Origin of the sequence: Cohnella boryungensis (assembly GCF_042651945.1) — a bacterium.
Taxonomy (GTDB): domain Bacteria; phylum Bacillota; class Bacilli; order Paenibacillales; family Paenibacillaceae; genus Cohnella; species Cohnella boryungensis.
Window position 1 is genome coordinate 26,377 of record NZ_JBHSED010000021.1, and the last position, 21,316, is coordinate 47,692.

General features: G+C 55.4%; 19 protein-coding genes. 15 read left to right on the plus strand and 4 right to left on the minus strand.

Translation table 11 applies throughout. The features are described from left to right. Window positions 1–2 precede the first annotated feature (2 nt). From ACFO1S_RS12625 to ACFO1S_RS12670, 10 genes are all read left to right on the plus strand, one after another. Window positions 3–1,517: a response regulator transcription factor gene (locus ACFO1S_RS12625; RefSeq protein WP_204605303.1), complete on the plus strand. Its 1,515-nt coding sequence runs from the start codon at window positions 3–5 to the stop codon at window positions 1,515–1,517. A 156-nt stretch (window positions 1,518–1,673) separates the two neighbouring features. Then, on the plus strand, window positions 1,674–2,552 hold the full coding sequence (locus ACFO1S_RS12630) for a carbohydrate ABC transporter permease (protein WP_204605304.1): 879 nt from the start codon (window positions 1,674–1,676) through the stop codon (window positions 2,550–2,552). 2 nt (window positions 2,553–2,554) lie between these two features. Continuing rightward, window positions 2,555–3,385, plus strand: coding sequence for a carbohydrate ABC transporter permease (locus ACFO1S_RS12635; RefSeq protein ID WP_204605305.1), 831 nt, complete (start codon window positions 2,555–2,557; stop codon window positions 3,383–3,385). Between the two features lie 109 nt (window positions 3,386–3,494). Continuing rightward, complete coding sequence (locus ACFO1S_RS12640; protein WP_378126895.1) at window positions 3,495–4,532, plus strand: substrate-binding domain-containing protein; 1,038 nt, start codon at window positions 3,495–3,497, stop codon at window positions 4,530–4,532. Between the two features lie 205 nt (window positions 4,533–4,737). Further along, window positions 4,738–5,703 (plus strand): glycoside hydrolase family 113, encoded by a 966-nt coding sequence (locus ACFO1S_RS12645; protein ID WP_204605306.1) that lies wholly within the window; start codon window positions 4,738–4,740, stop codon window positions 5,701–5,703. After that, window positions 5,700–6,947 carry an AGE family epimerase/isomerase gene (locus ACFO1S_RS12650; protein WP_378126879.1) on the plus strand — a complete coding sequence of 416 codons (1,248 nt, stop codon included), beginning with the start codon at window positions 5,700–5,702 and terminating at the stop codon, window positions 6,945–6,947. The genes ACFO1S_RS12645 and ACFO1S_RS12650 overlap by 4 nt, the downstream gene beginning before the upstream one ends. Continuing rightward, a complete protein-coding gene (locus ACFO1S_RS12655; protein ID WP_204605307.1) occupies window positions 6,944–8,146 on the plus strand; it encodes a glycoside hydrolase family 130 protein in 1,203 nt (400 codons plus the stop codon). The genes ACFO1S_RS12650 and ACFO1S_RS12655 overlap by 4 nt, the downstream gene beginning before the upstream one ends. A 204-nt stretch (window positions 8,147–8,350) precedes the next feature. Continuing rightward, window positions 8,351–9,679, plus strand: coding sequence for an ABC transporter substrate-binding protein (locus tag ACFO1S_RS12660; RefSeq protein WP_204605308.1), 1,329 nt, complete (start codon window positions 8,351–8,353; stop codon window positions 9,677–9,679). 182 nt (window positions 9,680–9,861) lie between these two features. Next, window positions 9,862–10,563, plus strand: coding sequence for a 4'-phosphopantetheinyl transferase family protein (locus ACFO1S_RS12665; RefSeq protein ID WP_204605309.1), 702 nt, complete (start codon window positions 9,862–9,864; stop codon window positions 10,561–10,563). Window positions 10,564–10,650: 87 nt separating this feature from the next. Next, on the plus strand, window positions 10,651–11,472 hold the full coding sequence (locus ACFO1S_RS12670) for a divergent polysaccharide deacetylase family protein (RefSeq protein ID WP_204605310.1): 822 nt from the start codon (window positions 10,651–10,653) through the stop codon (window positions 11,470–11,472). On the opposite strand, the gene ACFO1S_RS12675 is transcribed toward ACFO1S_RS12670, so the two are convergent. Next, window positions 11,451–12,128: an N-acetylmuramoyl-L-alanine amidase family protein gene (locus ACFO1S_RS12675; protein WP_378126882.1), complete on the minus strand. Its 678-nt coding sequence runs from the start codon at window positions 12,126–12,128 to the stop codon at window positions 11,451–11,453. The genes ACFO1S_RS12670 and ACFO1S_RS12675 overlap by 22 nt on opposite strands. A gap of 159 nt (window positions 12,129–12,287) precedes the next feature. On the opposite strand from ACFO1S_RS12675, the gene ACFO1S_RS12680 reads away from it, so the two are divergent. After that, window positions 12,288–12,512, plus strand: a complete 225-nt coding sequence (locus ACFO1S_RS12680) for a YqzE family protein (RefSeq protein ID WP_204605311.1) — start codon at window positions 12,288–12,290, stop codon at window positions 12,510–12,512. 29 nt (window positions 12,513–12,541) lie between these two features. Here ACFO1S_RS12680 and ACFO1S_RS12685 read toward each other — a convergent pair whose 3' ends face one another. The 3 genes from ACFO1S_RS12685 to ACFO1S_RS12695 form a co-directional block, all read right to left on the minus strand. Next, window positions 12,542–13,468: a hypothetical protein gene (locus tag ACFO1S_RS12685; protein ID WP_204605312.1), complete on the minus strand. Its 927-nt coding sequence runs from the start codon at window positions 13,466–13,468 to the stop codon at window positions 12,542–12,544. A gap of 155 nt (window positions 13,469–13,623) precedes the next feature. After that, window positions 13,624–14,508 carry a YqhG family protein gene (locus ACFO1S_RS12690; protein ID WP_204605313.1) on the minus strand — a complete coding sequence of 295 codons (885 nt, stop codon included), beginning with the start codon at window positions 14,506–14,508 and terminating at the stop codon, window positions 13,624–13,626. Further along, window positions 14,505–16,217, minus strand: a complete 1,713-nt coding sequence (locus tag ACFO1S_RS12695) for a DEAD/DEAH box helicase (protein WP_378126896.1) — start codon at window positions 16,215–16,217, stop codon at window positions 14,505–14,507. Before ACFO1S_RS12695 ends, ACFO1S_RS12690 begins: the two co-directional genes overlap by 4 nt. 421 nt (window positions 16,218–16,638) lie before the next feature. Between ACFO1S_RS12695 and ACFO1S_RS12700 the strand changes: the two genes are divergently transcribed. The 4 genes from ACFO1S_RS12700 to ACFO1S_RS12715 all read left to right on the plus strand — a co-directional run bounded on the left by ACFO1S_RS12700 (window position 16,639) and on the right by ACFO1S_RS12715 (window position 21,084). Next, window positions 16,639–19,209 (plus strand): adenosylcobalamin-dependent ribonucleoside-diphosphate reductase, encoded by a 2,571-nt coding sequence (locus ACFO1S_RS12700; RefSeq protein ID WP_378126897.1) that lies wholly within the window; start codon window positions 16,639–16,641, stop codon window positions 19,207–19,209. A gap of 145 nt (window positions 19,210–19,354) precedes the next feature. Further along, a complete protein-coding gene (locus ACFO1S_RS12705; RefSeq protein WP_378126883.1) occupies window positions 19,355–20,137 on the plus strand; it encodes a GNAT family N-acetyltransferase in 783 nt (260 codons plus the stop codon). Next, on the plus strand, window positions 20,092–20,313 hold the full coding sequence (locus tag ACFO1S_RS12710; protein WP_378126898.1) for a GNAT family N-acetyltransferase: 222 nt from the start codon (window positions 20,092–20,094) through the stop codon (window positions 20,311–20,313). The genes ACFO1S_RS12705 and ACFO1S_RS12710 overlap by 46 nt, the downstream gene beginning before the upstream one ends. 3 nt (window positions 20,314–20,316) lie before the next feature. Then, window positions 20,317–21,084 (plus strand): immunity 51 family protein, encoded by a 768-nt coding sequence (locus tag ACFO1S_RS12715; RefSeq protein WP_204605316.1) that lies wholly within the window; start codon window positions 20,317–20,319, stop codon window positions 21,082–21,084. Window positions 21,085–21,316: the final 232 nt, after the last annotated feature.

A 21,316-nucleotide genomic window follows, 5' to 3' on the forward strand; every position in this document is an offset into this window, starting at 1 on the left:
ACATGGTCAGAATCGCAATCGTGGACGATGAGGAAAGAATTCGGCTGGGGCTCGGCAAGCTGATCACCCAGCTCGGAGAGCAGTTCCAAGTTGTGGCGAGCTATGCAAGCGCGCTGGAAATGCTGGCAGAAATCGCGAAGCTGCAGGCCGATCTTGTCATCACGGACATCAAGATGCCGAATATAAGCGGTCTGGATCTCATGGAGCGGGCCGGGGCGGCACGTCCGGATCTCAAATTCGCCGTTCTGAGCGGCTTTGACGACTTCGACTACGCGCGGCAATCGCTTCGGAACGGAGCCATCGAGTATTTGCTGAAGCCGGTGGACATGCCTGAATTAAAGCGTCTGCTGGAGAGGGTGGGGGCAGATATCCAGAAGGGCCGGGATTCCCGCCAACTAAGAATCGAGGATCGCCTGAAGCTGCTGCTGCTGAACGACCCTGCCGATTTGCCTGCGCAAACGATGGGGGAGGCGGCGAAGGAGCTGAGTATGATTCCGTTGCTGCAAGAGAGCTTCGCCGTCTTCATGGCCAAGGGACCGTCCGGAATCCCGTCCGACAAATGGGCGGTCATGGCGGGCTCGCCGCTGCGGGAGCGGTTCGTACTGAAGCGGGATGAGCGGACGACGGCTGTCATTGTCGCGATCGGAGGCCGGGATCACGCCAATACGACGAAGGAGCTGGGCCAGACGCTGCCGATGAGGCTGCCGGCCGCCTATCGGGGCCGAATCGGCTGCAGCGACGTGCATGCAGGTCCACAGTCGCTCAGACAGGCTTATCTTGAGGCCGAGCGGGCCATTGAATTCGCTTGGTATTCCGAAGGAAAGGTTCTGTTTCAGTCGTTCGACGGGGTGCCCAAAAGGACGGAGCCGACCGCTCCGCTTCTGCTGCTTGACAAGTCGTTCCGCGAAGCGCTCTCTGCAGGCGATTATGCCAAAGCGGGGGATGCGTTAAGGAAATGGGCGGCGGAGATGACGGTTCAACGGCCTTCCTGGAGGGAATGGCTCGACGGCTGCACGGCGTTGGCGCTTCTAACGACGGCACGAGCGGCAAGCCATTCGACGCATGAAGGCTCGGCCGTCGGCGGACCGATGCAACTCGCCGGTCCGGAGGAATTCTCCAATGTCCAGGAATACGTGCGTTATTTTCTGGAGAAGATGGACAAGCGCCTTCAGGAGCTGAAGGAATCGCGCCAGGAGCATCGCGTGGTGGAAACGGTGAAAGCTTATATCCATCGCCACTATACGGAGGAGATGGAGCTGAACCGCCTGGCCGAGGAGGTCTTCCTGACGCCGAGCTATCTAAGCAAGCTGTTCAAGACGGAGACCGGAGAGACGCTGACCGACTATCATATTTCCGTGAGGATCGAGCGGGCGAAGGAGCTGCTGAAGGAAAGCCTGTTTTTGAAAACCTACGAGGTCGGGGAAAAGGTAGGCTACTTCGATCCGGCTTATTTCAACAAAATCTTCAAAAAAGTGGTCGGATGCACGCCCAAGGAATATCGGGAACGCGCCAGATAATTCATTTTATTAGGTGAACGTTATCCAAATAGAAGACAAGGAAAACAAACGTAGAACCTTAAAATCCCAAGTCCCCCGTCGTATAATGAATAGACGTGAAAGCGGATTCACGATGATTCTGAATGGTGCTTCGGGATGGATGAAGGGGGACTACGTTTGTTTAATTTCAGCTACAGAACGCAGAAGTACTTGATTCTGGTCGGCTTTCTCACTCTGCCGCTAGCGCTTCTGTTCATCTTTACCTTGTATCCGGCCGGGGCCTTGCTCTACTTCAGCTTCACCGAATGGGACGGGCTTGGCTACGACATGAAATGGATCGGGTTTGCCAACTACGCGGAGATTTTCTCGCGGCCGGAGCTGTTCGGCGTCTTCAGGAACAATCTCTACTATTTCATCGGCGGGCTGTTCCAGCTGGCCTTTGCGCTCTATTTCGCCGTTATTCTGAGCGGCAAAGTAAGAGGACGGAATTTCTTCCGGGCGATGATCTTTCTCCCCTATGTGCTTCATAGCGTGGCTACGGCGATTATGTTCAAAAATCTGTATCACGCCGAATACGGAGTGATCAACGTCTTGCTGGGCTCTTTGGGCTTGGAGTCGTGGCAGCAGCTATGGTTGGCCGATACGCGGTTTAACAATTTTGCGCTGGCCTTCGTGTCGATGTGGAAGTTTCTCGGCTTGAACATGGTCATCTTCATCGGCGCTCTGCAATCGATTCCGGAGGACATATACGAGGCCGCCAGAATCGACGGAGCCTCCAAATGGCAGAGCTTCCGGTTCATCACGCTTCCAAGCATTCGCCGGGTCCTGGAGCTGATGATGATTCTGACGCTGACCGGAGCTCTTGAGGTATTCGATATACCGAAGGTTATGACCAACGGCGTGAATGAAACGGCAACGTTCGTGCTGCAGACGATCGATACGGCTTACGCTTATCAGAAGTTCGGATTGGCTTCGGCGATGTCCGTCGTCTTGCTGCTGATCGTCATGACGGTCATTCTTGTCCAGCGCAAGCTGCTGTTCAGAGGGGAGGATTAACGATGGAACGCTATGAAAACCCGGCATTTACTCTCTTCAAGTATTTCACGCTCGGGCTCGCGACTCTCATCGTCCTCTTCCCGATCTATTCCGTCGTGGTCGGCGCCTTCAAGACGCGAGAGGAATTTTACAGCAGCGGGCTGAGCCTGCCTGACAATTTCTTGAACTTCGATAATTTCGTACGCGTCTTCGAGGTCGGCAAGCTCGATATCGGCTTTCTGAATATCCTGACGATCCTGGCGGTCGCCGTCTGCGGCAACATTGTGTTCGGCTCGATGGTCGCTTACGCGGTCGGACGGTTCGACTTCAAATTAAAGGGATCGATCATCGGCCTGTTCCTGATCGGTCAGCTCATTCCGACAATCACGACGCAGGTGGCGATCTTCAGCGTAGTCAAGAGCTTGATGCTGTACAACAAGCTGGCGGTTGCGATGGTGCTATATATGGGCGCGGACGTGCTGCAAATCATCATCTATCTGCAATTCGTCAAGAGCATTCCGAAGGATCTGGACGAGAACGCGATGATCGAAGGCGCATCCCTGTTCCGGATTTACCGATCGATTATTTTTCCGCTGCTTGGGCCTGCCACCGCAACCTTGGTCATTCTGAAAACGATCTACATCTACAACGACTTTACGGTTCCGTTCCTGTTCATGCAAGCCGAGAAGCTGCAGGTCGTATCGACGGCCATGGCTTCCTTCGTTGGGCCTAACGCCGCGCAGTTGAATTTGATTTCCGCAGCCGTGCTGATCATCTTTATTCCGACGGTGGCGATCTTCCTGCTGCTGCAGCGCTATATTTTCTCGGGAGTCACGAACGGAGCGGTCAAGTAGGGGGCAACGATTGTCGAATTCCGCTAACTCGCGAAATATGTTATGATAACGACGACTAATTCGTTATTCGAGGAGCGGAGTGAAACCAATCGTGTCGCAGAAGGTTACGATGCAACAAATCGCCGATCACGTAGGCGTTTCCAAATTCGCCGTATCCAAAGCCTTGTCCGGGAAGACGGGCGTGAGCGCGGAAACGAGAGAAAAAATTATTCAATCGGCAACCCAGTTAGGCTACTTCGCGCAAAAAAAAGCCAAGTCCCCGAGCAGATCCGCCAGGGACGCCGCACCGGACCGGAAGGACACGATCGTCGTGCTTATTCCGAATGTCCGGTACCAGAACCGGGAGTCGCATTATTGGGGTAAAATTCTGGACGGCATCGCCGCGGGAGCGGAGGAGAACCGGCTGGGCATGGTGATCGTGACCGAGCAGAGCTCGGATAGCCTCTCCAAGCTCATCAACCCGGAAGGGCTGATCGGCCTAATCGGCGTGGGCATGATCTCCAATCAACTGCTGCTTGAAGTGAGGAACTGGGGAGTACCGTTCGTTCTTGTCGATCACGAGGACCCGCTTATTCCATCCGATACGCTGTTCATGAACAACTACGAATGTACGAGAAGAATCGTCAACTATTTGGCGGGCATGGGACATACGCGCTTTCAATTTGTCGGCAACGTCCGCTTCTCGCGGAGCTTCTACGATCGTTGGATGGGGTTTCGCGCCATGCTGGAGGACCTTGCGCTGGAGCATCGCCAGAATCAAGAATTGCTGGAGATCGAGGGATATAACCGTTCTGAACTGACGGAGCAGTTGCAAGTCATCGTGGAAAGGATGCAGGAACGACACGAGCTGCCGACTTCGTTCGTCTGCGCGAACGATTCCGTCGCGATCTGCCTGATGACGGTGCTGTCCAGGCTGGGTTTGGACATTCCCGCCGCCGTGTCGGTCACAGGCTTCGATAACATCGATGACGCTCTGATGTCCCGTCCGCCGCTGAGCACGGTGAACGTGGACAAGGAAGCGATGGGGTACCGTTCGGTGGAAATGCTGATGTGGCGCGTGCGCCATCCGGATGGGCCGAAGGAGAGGCTGCTGCTTAGCGGCGATTTCATTCTCCGCGAATCGACGGGGGTACCGGCGCTGCCGTGAACGAATATTAAACGCAAGAGACTGTTTGCCCGGCAAGGACGGCGAACAGTCTCTTATTGGTGCTGCGGAGCGGCTGGATTCAATCATTGACAATGCGGACTTAGGTGATAAAATCGAAATTAGATTTGTTATCCTACTTTAATGTTAATATCGATAACAAAATTATTTTGTTAGGTTAATGCATCCAGAGAAGGAGCGAAAGCGCATGAGATTCGAGTTGGACACCGTGTGCGGCATTACCTGGGGCTGGACGGGAGTTCGGGGAACCTGGGCAAATGCGCAGGCGGAGCATTCGATGGAGCAAATGGCGGAGACCGGAGCCAATTGGACGGCGATCGCGCTGGCCGCGGTGCAAGAGACGGCGCAGTCCACGGTTATTCCTTACCTGGAGGCTCCGACGGTAACGGACGAGGAAACCCGGTGGGCGATTCGTCAAGCGAAGAGGCTCGGATTGAAGGTGTGCCTGAAGCCGATCGTCAATTGCGGCAATGGCACATGGCGAGCGCATATCGCCTTCTTCGATCAGAACGTTCCCGGGGAGCCGAGCTGGGGGGAATGGTTCGCCTCCTATGAAAAGTTCATTCTTCACTACGCGGCTATCGCGGAAGAAGAAGGCTGCGAGATGCTGTGCATCGGCTGTGAAATGGTTCAGGCGGACAAGCGAGAAGCCGAGTGGCGCTCCTTGATCGACCGCGTCAGGAAGCTGTACGGCGGGCTTCTTACTTATAATTGCGACAAGTATCAGGAAGAACGCTTGACCTGGTGGGACGCGGTAGACGTGATGTCATCCAGCGGATACTATCCGATCCACGAGTGGGACGCGCAGTTGGATCGGATTGAGGCGGCTGTACGCCGCTGGGGCAAGCCCTTCTTCTTCATGGAAGCGGGCTGCCCCAGTCGCGAGGGCTCCAGCTTGAAGCCGAACGATTGGTCGTTGCCGGGCGGTCCTTCCGAAGCGGAGCAATGCGCCTACTACCGCGAGATGTTCGCGAGATGCGGAGAGCGGTCCTGGATGCAGGGCTACATGCTCTGGGATTGGCCGGCCAAGCTTTACGGGAAGCAGGAAGCCGCCGGGAACGGCGACTATTGCTTCTACGGCAAGGAAGCGGAACGGATTGTGCGCGACAACTACAGGGCGCTCGCTAGCCGCGGCCTGACGAAGGGAGAGTGAGAACGCTGACGAGTCTATTGGACAAGGAGTCGCTGCAAGCCTGGCGGGAAGAGATCGCAAGCGAGCTCAACGAGAATATTCTCGGCTTCTGGATGCGCCATACGCTCGATCATGAATACGGCGGATTCGTCGCGGAAATATCCAGCGGGATGGTACGCAACCCCGATGCGAGCAAAGGCCTCGTGCTGAACGCGAGAATTCTGTGGACGTTCTCCTGCGCGTACCGTCTAAGCGGGAACGACGCTTATCTTGCCGTCGCCGGAAGAGCTTACGATGCGCTGCGAAGCGGGTTTCGCGATCCGGTCCACGGAGGCTTGTACTGGGCGATTGCAAGAGAAGGCGACGCTGTCGAGCCGAAAAAGCAGGTGTACGGTCAAGCCTTCGCGATCTATGGCCTGGCGGAATACGTTCGAGCGACGGGAAGCTCCGAAGCGCTGGAATGGGCGAAGGAGCTGTACGTCCTGCTGGAGAAGCACGCATATGATCCCGTGCATGCCGGCTATTACGAGGCGCTGGCCAGAGATTGGTCGCCGGTTGCGCAGATGAGCTTGAGCGGCAAGGATTTGAACGTGCCGAAATCGATGAACACGCATCTCCATATGCTGGAGGCCTATACGAATTTGTATCGCGTCTGGCAACCCGAAGGCCTGAGCAATCGGCTGGCCGAGCTGATCGTCATCCATCTGGAGAAGATTGTCGTTCCGGGAACCGGACACTTCAAGCTGTTCTTCAGCGAGGAATGGCAGTCCGTGACCGATCATATCTCCTACGGACACGATATCGAAGGCAGCTGGCTTCTGCTTGAAGCGGCAGAAGCGCTCGGAGACGAGAAGCTGCTTGGCCGCGTCAGGGACGAGGCGCTGACAATGGCGAAGGCGACGCTGGAGGAGGGCACGGATGCGGACGGCGGCATTCGCAACGAAACCGAGGACGACGGCAGCCCTTCCGACACCAAGGATTGGTGGCCGCAAGCCGAAGCGGTCGTCGGTTATCTCAACGCTTACCAGATGGTCGGGGATGATCGCTATCTAACGGCTGCGCGCAAGTGCTGGACGTTCATCGAACGCTTTATTCGCGACCCGGAGCACGGAGAGTGGCACTGGGGCGTAGATCGCAACGGAAAGCCGCTGGACGGAGAACCGAAGGTCGGCGCCTGGAAATGTCCATACCATAACGGCCGGGCCTGCTTCGAGGCTATGGAACGACTGGATAAAATGATTAAAGCAAACGGAGGCTTGCAATGAACTCATTCATGACGAAGCTAAAAGCGCTGTCCGAGCGCTACGAGACGCTGATTAATCTTGCGAACAAGGCTGTAGACACGGGCAACGGAATCTATGAGCGTTACGAGAACCCGATTCTGACCCGCGAGCATGCGCCGATCTACTGGCGCTATGATCTGAACCCGGATACGAATCCCTATCTCATGGAACGAATCGGCGTCAATGCGGCCTTTAACCCCGGAGCGATCAAGCTGAACGGCAAGTATATCTTGATGGTCCGGGTCGAAGGCGTTGACCGTAAATCGTTCTTCGCCGTCGCGGAAAGCGATAGCCCCGTGCAAGGCTTCCGCTTCCGCGATTATCCCGTGCTGCTGCCGGAGACCGATGATCCCGACGTGAACGTCTACGATATGCGCCTCGTCGAGCATGAGGACGGTTGGATTTACGGATTGTTCTGCACCGAGCGGAAGGATCCGGGCGCGGCTCGGGGAGATACGTCGAGCGCGGTCGCGCAAGGCGGCATCGCCAGGACGAAGGACTTGACAACCTGGGAACGGCTGCCTGATCTGGCCACTCCGTCTCCGCAGCAGCGCAACGTCGTGCTGCATCCGGAATTCGTGAATGGCAAGTATGCCTTCTACACCCGGCCCCAAGACGGCTTCATCGATACCGGAGCTGGGGGAGGCATCGGATGGGGACTGTCGGAGGGGATGAATCCGGCGGTTATCGGGCACGAAATGCTGGTTGATCCGAAGCTCTACCATACGATCAAGGAAGTGAAGAACGGCCAGGGAGCGGCCCCGCTCAAGACGGATGCAGGCTGGCTGCATATCGCCCACGGCGTGCGGAATACGGCTGCCGGACTTCGCTATGTCATCTATGCGTTTATGACGGATTTGAACGACCCGGAGAAAGTCATTCATGCGCCTGCCGGGCATCTGATCGCCCCGGAAGGCATCGAACGCGTCGGCGACGTGTCCAATGTTGTCTTCTGCAACGGCGTCATTCAGGATGGGGAGGATATCTACATCTATTACGCCTCCTCGGATACCCGCATCCATGTGGCCGCCACGTCCATCGGGAGGCTGGTCGATTATTGCCTGAATACCCCCGAAGATCCGCTTCGCTCGCGAGCCTGCGTCGAGCAGCGCAGCGAGCTGATCACGCGTAATCTGAAGCTGATGGAAACACCGGAGTACGCCTTCCTGAGAAGAGGTTAGCCGCTAACGTAACGATAATTGCAACTAACAATATGCGATTGGAAACTGAAAAATAGGTTTTGTTAGCATAATTCGAGACAAGTAAACCCAAACCAGAGCATTTTTCAATCTGACAAATCCCTCTATAATTAGTTGATGTAAGCGATGCCAAATATGAGAATTCTCATCGGTCGCTGCAGATTATGACAAGGGGGTAATACAGAAATGAAAAAGAGCTTGCTCGTTTCGATCGTCCTTGTATTGTTAATGGCTTTGCTTGCAGCTTGCGGTTCCGACAATAACGGCAAAGCCAGCCCCTCGGCTTCGTCCGGCGGACAATCGTCGCCAAGCGCCTCAGCCGAGACCGAAGGAGGCGCCGCCGAATCGGAATTAGGCGGCAAAATCACCTTCGTCACAACCCGAACGGATATGAAGAACGATGGAACGCTGGACAAGTATGCGGCCAAATTCAAGGAGAAGTATCCGAAAGCGGAGTTCGAATGGGTGGCGATTACCGATTACGCCCAGGAGATCAAGGTTCGGCTCACGACAGGCGAAGCCGGCGACGTCAGCTTCCTCGATCCGAGTCTCCCGCTCAGCGAGCTGCCGAACTACTACGAGCCGTTGCCGGACAGCCTGTTCCAGGATGCCTACTTCCCGGATATGAGAGCATGGGAAGGCAAGCGCTACGGAATTGCGACCGGCGTGAATACGCAAGGCATCGTCTACAATAAGCAAGCCTTCAAGAAGGCGGGAATCGACAAGGTTCCGGGCACGCTTGACGAGCTGTATGCGGCGGCCGAGAAGCTGAAGACGGCGGGCATCGTGCCTTTGTATATGAACGTCGGCGCGATGTGGCCGATTACGAACTGGGGCGAGAACGGAGTTTGGTTCGTTGCCGGCCAAGGCAATTTCTTCGATCAGTTTGTTAGCGATGAAGCGCCTTACAAGCTGGACAACGCCTGGGGTACCCTGTTGTCCATCGGAAGAGAGTTCGTCAAGAGAGGCTACACGGAGAAGGATCTGGCGACGAATAACTGGGAGTTGTCCAAGGGCGAGGTCGCGTCGGGCAAAGCGGCTATGTATTTCCTCGGCAACTGGGTCATTCCGCAAATTATTGGCGCCGGCGGCAAATCCGAGGATATCGGTTTCTTCCCGTTCCCTTACGACAACAATGGCGGAAGCTACAACGTGCCTCGCGGACCCGACTACTTCATCGGCGTAAGCAAGGACAGCAAAAATAAAGAGCTTGCGATCAAATGGGTGGAGTTTTTCGTCAAGGAGTCGGGCTATACGGACGAGAGCGGATTCCTGCCGGTGTTCAAAATCCAATCGTCCAACAATCCGCAGCTTGCGGAGTTCGACGGATTCAAGCCCAACTATATTGAAAATCTGGCTTCCGACCCGAAGTTTAACGAAATTGCGAACAAAGCGGAGATCGACCTGTACGGAGGGAAATACATCCAGAAGATTTTCACCTCCAAGGACATCCAAGCGGAATTCGACGCCTTGAACGCCAAATGGAAAAAGGCGAAAGAAGCGTTAGGCTACTAGGGTGAGCCGATCGCTGCAACCCAAAAGCCTCCCGGCCATGCCGGGAGGTTTTCCGCTAAAATCGAAGCTGTCTGAAGGCGGAGCAGAAGCTGGACTACGGGCTTCCGTGAAAAAGGCTGTGACGATTAGCGATCTTAAAGCCGCTTCAGTTCGATGGAGGGGCTGGTCAGTGAGGCGATTGAATGCTGGAATTAATAGCCGTATACTGCGATCGGCACATAGACGCAGAGCAGTTCCGCCGACTTCTTGAGCTTGCGGACGAGGCGAAAAGGGCACGAATCCGCAAGTTCCGCCGCAGAGAAGACGCTCAGCGCCTGCTCGTGGCCGACTTGATGGTGCGCGACCTTGCGAAGCGCCGTTTGCGCATCCGCAATCGGGAAATTCGGTTCTCCCGCAATGCGTGCGGCAAGCCCTTCGTGCAAAATTCGCCGCGGTTCCGATACAATGTTTCGCATTCGGGCGATTGGGTCGTATGCGTATGCGACGAGGAAGAGGTAGGCATAGACGTGGAGCTCGTTCGACCGATCGATGTTAAGCTCGCCGAAAGATTTTTTCACCCGACGGAATATAAGCAAATTATAGAGAAGGAGGGCCGGGAAAGATGGGAAGCGTTCTTCAAGCTATGGACGCTGAAGGAAAGCTACGTGAAGGCGATCGGCACCGGCTTGCGCCAGCCGCTGAGCGCGTTCTCGTTCGAGCTGCGAGACGACCGTCCCGAGTTCCGATCCGATATGCTTCCCCGGCATTTTCATTTTAAGCTGTACGACTGGGCGCCGGATTATAAGCTTGCGGTATGCGCCGCCAAGAAGATCGCTTCTCAAAGCCTCACCGTTATCGGAGTGAAGACCTTCTGTGACGAGGTGTGCGAACGCTTGGCCGATTAGAGAAAAAAGCACATAAATATTTCCATTCCCGCAGATACTAAGCGCCAATGCACCGTTTGGCCATTACATGCTGGAGGATGGAACCTTATGAAATTCAGACACAGAATAAGCTTATCGGCTGCGGCCCTCGCTTTGGCGGGGGGAACGCTGCTGGGCTCTGCGACGGCGCAAGCCCGATTCTCCTTTACGGACAATTCCGCCCAGCCGCGCCAGATTGCCGTCGTCATCGACGACTTCGGCAACGGAATGAAAGGGACGGAGCAGATGCTGGAGCTGCCGATCAAGCTGACGGTCGCGGTTATGCCTTTCCTGCCTACCACGAAGAAGGACGCGATGGAAGCCCATCGACGGGGGCACGATGTGATCGTACATCTGCCGATGGAACCCATTCGCGGACGCAAGAGCTGGCTGGGTCCCGGTGCGATTACGACCGATCTCAGCGATCAGGAAATTCGCAAACGGGTGGAGGCGGCCATTGCGGACGTGCCCCATGCAATCGGAATGAACAACCATATGGGCTCCAAAGCTACAGCCGATGCTCGCGTCATGACTATCGTGCTGCAGGTATGCAAGGAGAAAGGCCTCTTCTTCCTCGACAGCCGGACGTCCTTCAAAACGGTCGTGCCGAAGGTTGCGCGAGAAATTGGGGTTGTCACGCTCCATAACGACGTCTTTCTCGACGATGTATACACGAAGCATCACGTCCTGAAACAGATCGGCGTAGTCAAAAAGTTTCTTGGCAAAAACGAGCGCTGCATCGTCATCGGTCACGTCGGAGCGCCGGGACTTCATACCTCGGAAGCGCTCAGAGGCGCTATCCCCGAATTGAAGAGCCAAGCGGCTTTCGTTCCGCTCACCCGGATGCTGCCTGTACCCGATCCCCTCGCTCAGGGCGAGAAGGCCCGATAAGCGATAATTCCGTTCGCGATGGCGGCGGCTATCCGATTCTGCCCGGGAATCGAGGTCAGCATGGCGCGATCCTGGGGATCGCTGAGGAACGCCGTCTCTACGATGACGCTGGGGGCTTGTACCCGGTTAAGCAAATAAAATTTATCCGCGACCTGAGGCAGCCGGAATCTGCCCTGCTGGCGATTAAGACTGTCCTGAATAAAGCGCGCAAGCACGACGCTTCTTCCCTCGGCCTGATGGATAACCAGAGGGCCTCTTTTATTCCCCTTCGGCGACCAATTGACATGGATACTGACGAACAGTGAGGCGCCGATCTCGTCCGTCAAGCCTCTGCGCTGGGAAAGATCGCGTCGATGCCGGGAGCGCGACAGATGCCAGCGGTTGTCGTCGCTGAGCGCGTAATCGCCGGTACGGTTCAGAATCACCTTCAGGCCTTTGGCGCGCAGCAGCAAATACAGCTTCCTTGAAATGGCCAGATTAATGTCTTTCTCCAATATGCCATTCCAATGCGTTCCCCCGTCGATCCCTCCATGTCCGGCATCGATCAGGACATCGGCCGAAGGCAAAGCCCGTTTGACGCTAGGGGGGCTCCCGGCCCCGCTCCAGCCGCCAAGCAGCAGCATCGAGCAGCAGAGCAGACATAGTTTACGTAACACGCCGATTCATCCTCCTGTTCGTGACGACCAACTTGCTATAGCGTGACTCAAAAGCGCCTTCCTCATGCAACAGGCAAATGCCTCGAAAGCAGAAAGCCACGTTCGAGGGGATTGCCGATGCCGCATTCGGGCATGCTATGAACAAGGAGGGGAAGAAGCATGGACAGTTCCGAATACTTGAAGTACGTAACGGAGCGAGTCGTCAGCTACATGGACCGCTCCCCCGAGGAGCAGCCGGTAAAGCCGGCGGCGATGAGCAAGGAGCCCTGGCTGACGAAATGGTTCGGGATGGCTCCGATGGGGCTGATGCTATGGTGGGGCGGACGTGTGGACAGAAAAAACAAAACGCGCCCGGAGGCGCGTTCCGCGAATACGTCGCAATGATGCAATGAGACCGTACGAAGCTTAACGAATCAACGGTAAAATTGCCCTTGATCCAGCAGAGCGTCGAGGGGAGCAAAGCGCGTTCCGTTCATATCCATCGCAATATCCACACGGCCGTTCGACCAGCGCTGGTAGCCGATGACCGCTACTGCATACAGCATGGCATCGCCGAACGGCTCGGTTACATACCGCAGAGGCTTGCCTTGGTTCAGACGCTTCTGCAGCAGATCAACGTCTTTCGCGCGGAAAGGCGTTTCTTTGGTGAGCCAGGACAATCTATCATACGGATCGAAAGACTCATTCATTTGCAGGGTTTCGACACGGGCCTCTTTTGACACAGGGGCGGCTTCCGAAGCGCCATGCAAAGAAGACAACCGATCGTTCCAGTTCTTCCGGTCGACAGGAAGCTGCTCCGCGGTCTTGGCATCAAACCAATACGTATCGTTTCCTATGGAAACCTCCCATGCGGCGGAGAAGGGATGAAGATAATGCTTGACTGCCGTAATGGCCTCGGCCCGATTCTCCGAGACCAGTCCGCTGTCGATAAGGGAACGCTTCAGCAGCTGCGGGGAGAATAGCGGGAATGCGCCTACGCCGTATTCGCCTAGCCGGAACGTGCCGTCCGTCACGGCGTGCACGACCATATAGCCGATGTCATGACCATCCTTGGTGAACAACACGAGCCAGCTGTGCGTGCCGGGACCGAGCGCTTCGATCTGGGAATCGGCGGATTGCCAGCCGTGAAACGGCTTGCGCTCGGACAACTGCGCGACCCAATCCTGCACCTGACGCTCCAGCCGCGACGGAGCGGAGGCGCGAGACGCGGATTCGGAGTTCGCGGCGTAGGCGGTAGGGGGAGCGGCATACAGTGCCAGGCTGGCCAAGGCCGCAACGGTTATAGCGAACCGGCGGCAAGCGCGCATCCGGCTCTGCTTCGAGCTTGCGAATAACCACATGTCGATCACCTGCTGTTTCCTAGAATGGACAACCCTGTTCTCTGAAATTTATTGTATCGGACAAGCTTTGCCGAGGCTGTTAGAACCTGTCATGGAAGGAGTTCTGACGACGGTTCTATTTTTGCCGATTCACGGCGTATTTTCGCCAAGGCTGGCTAATCGATGCCCGGAAGGTGAAAAATACCGCAATTCAAGACGGAGGCGGAGACGCGCGGTCGATACTGCCAATCGATCTCTGCCTCTCTCTGCCGAAATCGGGCGGTCAAGAGTTCCTTCTGCTCCCGCTGGTCGGGATGCTCCATGTGCGCCAGCATCGGCTCGTAATATTGACGAATGCGCTCCAGCTCATCCTGCCTTCTTGCCTCGGCTTCGACCGCCCAGCCAAAGTCCGTATTTCGCAGCTTCCGTTCCAGCGCGGCTTCAAGCTGTACCATCCCCTTGCGCAGAGACAATCCATTCCTTAACAGGTGAACGTTCGACGGAAGTCGCGGCGTCAGCCTTCGATCCTTCAGCTTGTCCATGAAGCGTTCCTGGATGATGCCGGTAGCGAGGGAGATGCCCCAGTCGTACAGCTCTTCCCTTTTCATATCGCATTCATAGCCGACCTTGAAGTTCACGCCCAGCCATGCAGTATAGGGCAAGGAGCCGAGCGGGTCCAGCCTTCCGCGCGGCGGCTCTTCGAACAGCGTCACACAGCGTCCGGCATGCTGAACGACCTCGAAGAGCTGGTGCAGCCGCCGGGAGCCGAAGTATACTTCCTCCTGAATGACGCGGCCGGATTCGGTCATCACGTAGGAAATCGGAGACGCGTTCGTTCTATCGGCCATCGTCGGGTGCTCGAACGACCAGCGGTAGGTCATCGTCTCGGGCGGAGTGCCGGTGCGGTCGACAAAGCTCCAATAATAGGGACGGTTCGAAAGCGCCCGGTCCGCGTCGGGAGACAGCTTGACGGTGACGCTGGAGGGGCTTTTCTCGACGAAGTGGCACAGCTTGGACTCCAAATAACAGACGACAAAACGGTTAACCTGTTTGGGATTCATGTCGGCTTCTCCTGCAGCATTCGATTTTTCGTTTCCATCAGCGTATCCCCGAGCCCGTCGATTTTTCGGCGCAGCTCCTCGCCGTCAGCGGTTTCCAGCACGAGCTGGGCCAGACGCTTCTCAAGCGACTCGTCTTGCTCGAACAGCTGAATAATCTCATCCAGCTCGCCGATGACCAGCTCGAACATGTTGATCTTCTCGTGCAGCAGGTGAACGATATGCTCCTCAATCGTACCGATCGTGCAGAGATTGAAGATTTGCACATCCTCTGTCTGTCCGAGGCGATGAACGCGGCCGATTCGCTGCTCTACCCGCATCGGGTTCCAGGGCAGATCAAAGTTAATGACGTGGTGGCAGAACTGCAGATTGATACCTTCTCCCCCCGCTTCGGTCGCGATCATGACCTGCGCGCGCTTGCGGAACAGCTCCATCATCCAGTCCTTCTTCCCCCGGTTCATGCCGCCCCGGTAAGGCACGGCGGATAAGCCGTGATCCTTGAAAAACTTCAGCAAATATTCCTGCGTCGCCCGATATTCCGTGAAAATGATCACCTTGTCGTCAAGACTGCGAATCAGCTCGATCGTCTTCTCGGCTTTCGTATTGGCCTTAATGCTTTTGATCAGCTCGACGATTTCCCAGATGCGGGCGCGGAGCGGCGAATCCTCGGTCGTTTTCTTGAACAGGTTGATCAGGGTGAGGAAGACGGCATCGCGGCTGGAGCAGACCTCGCGCTGAAGCGTGACGAGCGACAGCATGCTGGCCATATCGCCGCTCTCGGCCGCTGCATGCTTGCGCACGTAATCGGTAACGCCGTCATAAAGCGCCATCTCTTCGGGGGACAAACGAAGCGTCACGTTGGTGACGACGCGTTTCGTGAACTCGACGCCGCCGTCGCTGCGGCGGTTGCGAATCATGACCTGACCAAGCGCCTCGTGCAGCTTCGCCTCGTTCTTCGGCACCCGGCGATCCGCGACGAAATTCGCCGCGAAATCTCCTTCGCCTCCGAGCTGGCCGGGCTTAAGAAGCGTGATCAGGTTGTACAGCTCCGACAGATCGTTCTGAACCGGCGTCGCGGTGAGCAGCAGGCAATATTTTTTGCGCAGCTCATTGATGAATTGGTAGTTGCCCGTTCGTTTGTTTTTCAGCTTGTGGGCCTCATCCACGATAATCAGGTCGAACTCGCTGTCCAGAAGCGCTTGGCGATGGGGATCGCGCTTGGCGGTATCCATCGAGGCTACGACAATGTCATTGTCCCAGGAATAAGCTTTGCGCTGCGCGACAGCCGGGATGTCGAACTTGCCGTTCAGCTCCCGCACCCATTGCAGCACAAGCGACGCGGGCACCAGAATCAGCGCCTTTCTGACCAGACCGCGAATCAAGTATTCTTTCAGAATCAGGCCGGCCTCGATCGTCTTGCCAAGTCCCACTTCATCGGCGAGAATCGCCCGTCCTCGCATCTCGTGAAGCACTTTGCGGGCGGTATCGATCTGATGAGGCATCGGCTCGAAGTGCGGCAATAGGGAAAGGCAGCGCAGTGCATGAAAGTCGGTCACCAAGGTCGCCTGCTCCGCCTCCAGAGCCAGCTGGTAGATGGACCAATCGTCCCAAGGGCCGTTGCGCTCCGCTCTGCGCTCCAATTCTTCGAATATTCCCCGATCGAGGTGCAGGTCTACTAGAGGATGAAGCTTGCGCGGCGGGGAATCGGGAATTTGCCCGGAATAGGGAGGCTTGGAGACGCCCGCTGGCGACTCGGTAGACGACGGGATAGGGGATGATGCCTCATCGGCGGCCGATAGGCCGACGGGGGTGGGACCGGAGTGTGGGATTTGCAACGGTAAAGTCCTCCTAAGCGGTAACATCTCAACTCTTTCTTTAGTATGAGCAAACGCGCGGGATTCAAAACAAATCTGTGAAATGATCGGCGGCAGGCAGTGCTCGAAGTCATGGAGAAGGCGATGTAGAGATGGCGGAAATTCACGGAATATTCATAAGGGGCACCAAATGTGGGGGGTTATAATGGTTTTCGGACACAATATATTGTACAATTTACATATGCGAACGATTGTCGCGCGTCGTAAATCAGAGGACAGCTATTCATTTTTGTGGAGAGGGTGTGCCGGATTGAACACGATGCAGGGAAGACGGCTGGAAGGATTAAGCGAGAAAATATTTTTGGACCGGTATGCATGGAAGAACGCGGACACGAACGAGACTCAGGTCGGCGACGTCGTGCTCGTGCTGACGAAGGACGATCCGAAATTTCCTACGAAGGACGTCGGGGAAGTCGTCGCGCGCGAGGGGGCAAAAGTAACGGTCAAGCTCCGCAACGGAGAGCTTGTCGAGTCTACGGTGGAGAAGCTTACCCTTACGATCGAAAAGACGCCGGAAGAGATGTGGTCGCGTCTCGCTAAAGCGATGGCTTCCGTTGAGGATACGCAAGAAAAGCAAAAAGCCTGGGAAGAGAAATTCCGTTGGCTTCTCGAGGACTGGAAGCTCGTTCCGGGCGGCCGCATCGCTGCGGGAGCGGGAGCCAGCGAAGAGCTGACCCTGTTTAACTGTTATGTGATCCCATCCCCTCACGACAGCCGCGGAGGGATTATGCAGACGCTGTCGGAGATGACCGAAATTATGGCTCGCGGCGGCGGAGTCGGCATCAATCTGTCTTCTCTTCGGCCGCGGCGCGCCATCGTCAAGGGCGTGAACGGCTCTTCCAGCGGGGCGGTCTCCTGGGGCGGACTGTTCAGCTATACGACCGGACTGATCGAGCAAGGAGGCAGCCGTCGCGGCGCGTTGATGCTGATGATTAACGACTGGCATCCCGACGTAGAGGATTTCATTACCGTTAAGCAGACCATGGGCCAGGTAACGAACGCGAACTTGTCGGTATGCGTGAGCAATGCCTTCATGAAGGCGGTTAAGGAAGACGCCGATTGGGAGCTGGTGTTCCCGGACGCCAAGGACCCCGAATATGACGAGTTATGGGACGGCGACCTGGAGAAATGGAAGAGGCTTGGCAAGAACGTCGTACCCTATCGGACCGTTCGCGCGCGCGACGTCTGGAAGAGCATTATCGAGGGCGCGTGGAAATCGGCCGAGCCGGGCGTTGTTTTTATGGAATACTACAATCAGATGTCCAATAGCTGGTATTTTAATCCGATTATCTGTACGAATCCGTGCGGAGAGCAAGGCCTTCCCGCGTGGGGCGTATGCAATCTGTCGGCGATTAATCTATCCAAGTTCTACGATGCGGAGAACCACGACGTGGCTTGGGATGAGCTGTCGCAGGTCGTCAAATACTCCACCCGTTTCCTGGACAATGTCATCGACAAGACGCCGTATCATTTCCCGGAAAATCAGAAAAACCAGCAGAACGAGCGTCGCGTAGGCTTGGGGACTATGGGGCTGGCGGAGCTGATGATTCGACTGGAAATTCGCTACGGCAGCCCGGAGAGCCTGGAGTTTCTAGACAAAATCTACGGCTTTATGGCGCGGGAAGCCTACCTGGCCTCTACGGAGATCGCGGCGGAGAAAGGCTCTTTCCCTGCCTTCGAGGCTGAGCCGTTCCTGCAAAGCGGATTTATGAAAAATATGGTCGAGGTGTACCCGGAAGTCGGCGAAGCGGTCGCCAAGCGCGGCATGCGCAACGTTACCGTCATTACGCAGGCGCCGACGGGCTCCACGGGGACGATGGTAGGGACCTCAACGGGCATCGAGCCTTATTTTGCCTTTGAATTTTTCCGTCAGAGCCGTCTCGGCTTCGATAAGCAGCTTGTCCCGATCGCTCAGGAGTGGAAGGACGAGCATCCGGGCGAAACGCTGCCGGAATGGTTTGTTACGGCGATGGACTTGTCCGCCAAGGATCACATTCGCGCTCAGGCGGCGATTCAGCGCTGGGTCGACAGCTCGATCTCCAAGACGGCGAATTGTCCGTCCGACTTCACGGTCGAAGAGACGGCCGAGCTGTACGAGCTTGCGTTCGAATTGGGCTGCAAAGGCGTGACGATCTATCGGGACGGCAGTCGGGACGTGCAAGTTCTGAGCACGGCCAAGGACGAGAAGAAGGAAGCGGCTCAGGCGGAGGCCGCCGTCGGCGCAGCTGCCGCGAGCTCTCCCGCAGAGACGCTCGATGCCGCGTTAAACGTGAACGTGACTCCGCAGCAAAAGCAAACGTTCGACAAAGCGTACAAGAGCCGTCCGAAAATTTTGCGCGGCGCGACCTACAAATATAATACGCCGTTCGGAATGGCTTATATTACGGTGAACGACATCGACGGCACGCCGGGCGAGATTTTCCTGAACGTCGGCAAAGCCGGCTCCGATGTCTTCGCGATGGCTGAAGCGCTCGGACGGGTCTGCTCGTTGTTCCTGCGCTACGGGGATCATGGCGACAAAGTCCAACTGCTCGTGAAGCATCTTAAGGGCATTGGCGGCTCCGGCGCCGTCGGCTTCGGTCCGAATCGCGTCGAGTCCATCGCCGATGCGGTCGCTCAAGCGCTCGAAACCCATGCCGGTCTCGCCGATGGCGAGCAAGCGGCGGCGGTCGAGACGCCCATCGCGGCAACCGGCTACAACGTCCTGTCCGACAAAGCGCGAGTCGCCTACACGTCAAAGGATCTGTGCCCCTCCTGCGGCTCGGCCTCCCTGCTGAACGTCGAAGGCTGCAAAACGTGCGGGAATTGCGGCTATAGCAAGTGTAACTGAGTCGCAGCAGGTGAGAATAATTCGTCAGATAATTACTTCTATCACGAAGCAGAAATTGATTTGTCACCAGATTTGAACATAGTTGTCATCGGCCTGAACCCTTGATCGTTCGGGAATACGACAATCGGACCAATAGAGGTGTCACATGAAGATTATCCGTAACCCGTGGTTGAAGCTTAGAGAAGGAATCTGCCAAGAAGACTATGACTTGATTAACAGACTCCAAGAACGGTGCATCCGCGAAGACCAGACGACGCTGAAGCTCGAATTGGACTACAAGCTTGGCATAAACACAGGGAAAGACTGCGCGGGGATCCGCGAAATCAATGAATTCATGTATTTTGACGGACATGAATTGATTGGCTATATAGGGGTTTGCGAATTCGGCGGCGCAGATACACCGCTCGAAGTGAATGGCATGGTTCATCCAGAATACAGGCGGCAAGGCGTTTTTGGGACACTAAGTAGGCTGGTTTTGGCAGAGTGGAGGCGCAAATCTCCCAAAAGTATGCTTCTCTTAAGCGATCGGAAGTCAGAAGCCGGGCGAGCGTTCATCCAAGGAACCGGAGCAAGGTATCATCATTCGGAGCATGAGATGTATCTGCGAGTGAATCGACCGGAGATACACAATGACTTAGAGGGCATTATATTTCGAAAGGCGACGAATGCCGATGCGTGGGAGATTCACCGGCAGAATGCGATATACTTTGGCGACAAGCTGGGGGAAGAGGAGACAAGCGATCTAATGGAAGGGATGATCTTACCTGAGGAGGAAGAAAAGAGGGGCATGACCATCTATCTTGCAGAAGCGGACCAACAGGTCATTGGGAAAGTCCATATCCAGCTGTCCCCGGCATTGGGGGCATCTATGGTCTGGGCGTTCTGCCCGAGTATCGCGGCAAGGGATATGGAAGAGCGACTCTCTTGAAGGCGATAGATAAGTTGAAGGAAGCGAACGCAGGGGACATTATGCTGCAGGTGGCCGTGGAGAACGCCAATGCCCTCCGGCTCTATCAATCCTGCGGTTTCGTGGAGACCTCGACGATGGATTATTATGAGCTACACGCCGCGATAAGCCGCGAAGTGTCAAACGAAAAGAGGTAGAGCATGGAAAAAGATCTGTTGAAACAGCTAAACCTTTGGCATAATGATCGCGAGTATGAAAAAATCGCAGATCGGATTTTGGAAATTCCCGAACCGGACAGGGATTATGATTCGGTCAGTCATTTGGCAAGAGCATTGAATAATTTGGAACGTTACGAAGCGGCAGTGCAGCTGCTTTTGACGATGGAGAAACAAGGTGACAAGGACCCTCTTTGGCACTACCGTCTAGGCTATTCCTACTACCACCTGAAACAATATGAAGCAGCAATTAGAGAATTCGAAATTGTGAATAAGCTAGACCCCGCGGATAAGGATGCTTTGATGTTTATAGAATGGAGCCGACAAGAAATCGGCCAAATGAAACGTAAACGAAAGCAGTTAGTACAGGCAGAGAGTGAACAGAGTAACGATATCGGGATAGGAAAAGTTCCCTTGGCAGAAAAAGTAAAACCATTTCTGTTAGTAGAGCATAATAATGGAAAATCATCAGTCATTTTGGCTATTGGTACGTATAAAGATGAAGTTTTTCAAACAAGAGCCGACGAGGGATTTGAGGGCAACGGTTACGATTGGGGTTCTCTGGCTGCTGTTTTTCTTGAGGAAAGGATGCCTCAGTTGATGGGTATCGTACATTTCGACCCAGAAGCAAGTATGTTCTGCGCTTATTCAGACAACAGAGAGGCTTTACAAAGTTTTTCCATTGGATTTAAAGATGCATGCGAGGATGACGCTGTAATCAGGGATTTATTCTCTCGCGCACAATTGGATTGATCTCGGTATGAAGGAGCTGGCTGCGACAGCTCCTTACGCATTTTGCAAAAATAATGGTCGGGTGAACGTTGCCGAGGCGTATTTGGTTGTAGTATAGTTGGAATTAATTACGTAAAGGGAGGTGAAGGTAGGATGAATCGGGAGTGTGTGAATAATCAAGTGAGCCGGCTGCCCATCGCGATGGCTGGCATCGTTCATGGTTATAAGCAAGACGGGAGAAGTCTGTCCATTT

Bases quoted from the DNA above. Each gene is read 5' to 3' on its own strand.
- ACFO1S_RS12625 (WP_204605303.1), top strand. From the start codon at position 3: ATGGTCAGAATCGCAATCGTGGACGATGAGGAAAGAATTCGGCTGGGG.
- ACFO1S_RS12635 (WP_204605305.1), top strand. From the start codon at position 2,555: ATGGAACGCTATGAAAACCCGGCATTTACTCTCTTCAAGTATTTCACG.
- ACFO1S_RS12640 (WP_378126895.1), top strand. From the start codon at position 3,495: ATGCAACAAATCGCCGATCACGTAGGCGTTTCCAAATTCGCCGTATCC.
- ACFO1S_RS12645 (WP_204605306.1), top strand. From the start codon at position 4,738: ATGAGATTCGAGTTGGACACCGTGTGCGGCATTACCTGGGGCTGGACG.
- ACFO1S_RS12655 (WP_204605307.1), top strand. From the start codon at position 6,944: ATGAACTCATTCATGACGAAGCTAAAAGCGCTGTCCGAGCGCTACGAG.
- ACFO1S_RS12660 (WP_204605308.1), top strand. From the start codon at position 8,351: ATGAAAAAGAGCTTGCTCGTTTCGATCGTCCTTGTATTGTTAATGGCT.
- ACFO1S_RS12665 (WP_204605309.1), top strand. From the start codon at position 9,862: ATGCTGGAATTAATAGCCGTATACTGCGATCGGCACATAGACGCAGAG.
- ACFO1S_RS12670 (WP_204605310.1), top strand. From the start codon at position 10,651: ATGAAATTCAGACACAGAATAAGCTTATCGGCTGCGGCCCTCGCTTTG.
- ACFO1S_RS12680 (WP_204605311.1), top strand. From the start codon at position 12,288: ATGGACAGTTCCGAATACTTGAAGTACGTAACGGAGCGAGTCGTCAGC.
- ACFO1S_RS12685 (WP_204605312.1), bottom strand. From the start codon at position 13,468: ATGTGGTTATTCGCAAGCTCGAAGCAGAGCCGGATGCGCGCTTGCCGC.
- ACFO1S_RS12690 (WP_204605313.1), bottom strand. From the start codon at position 14,508: ATGAATCCCAAACAGGTTAACCGTTTTGTCGTCTGTTATTTGGAGTCC.
- ACFO1S_RS12700 (WP_378126897.1), top strand. From the start codon at position 16,639: ATGCAGGGAAGACGGCTGGAAGGATTAAGCGAGAAAATATTTTTGGAC.
- ACFO1S_RS12705 (WP_378126883.1), top strand. From the start codon at position 19,355: ATGAAGATTATCCGTAACCCGTGGTTGAAGCTTAGAGAAGGAATCTGC.
- ACFO1S_RS12715 (WP_204605316.1), top strand. From the start codon at position 20,317: ATGGAAAAAGATCTGTTGAAACAGCTAAACCTTTGGCATAATGATCGC.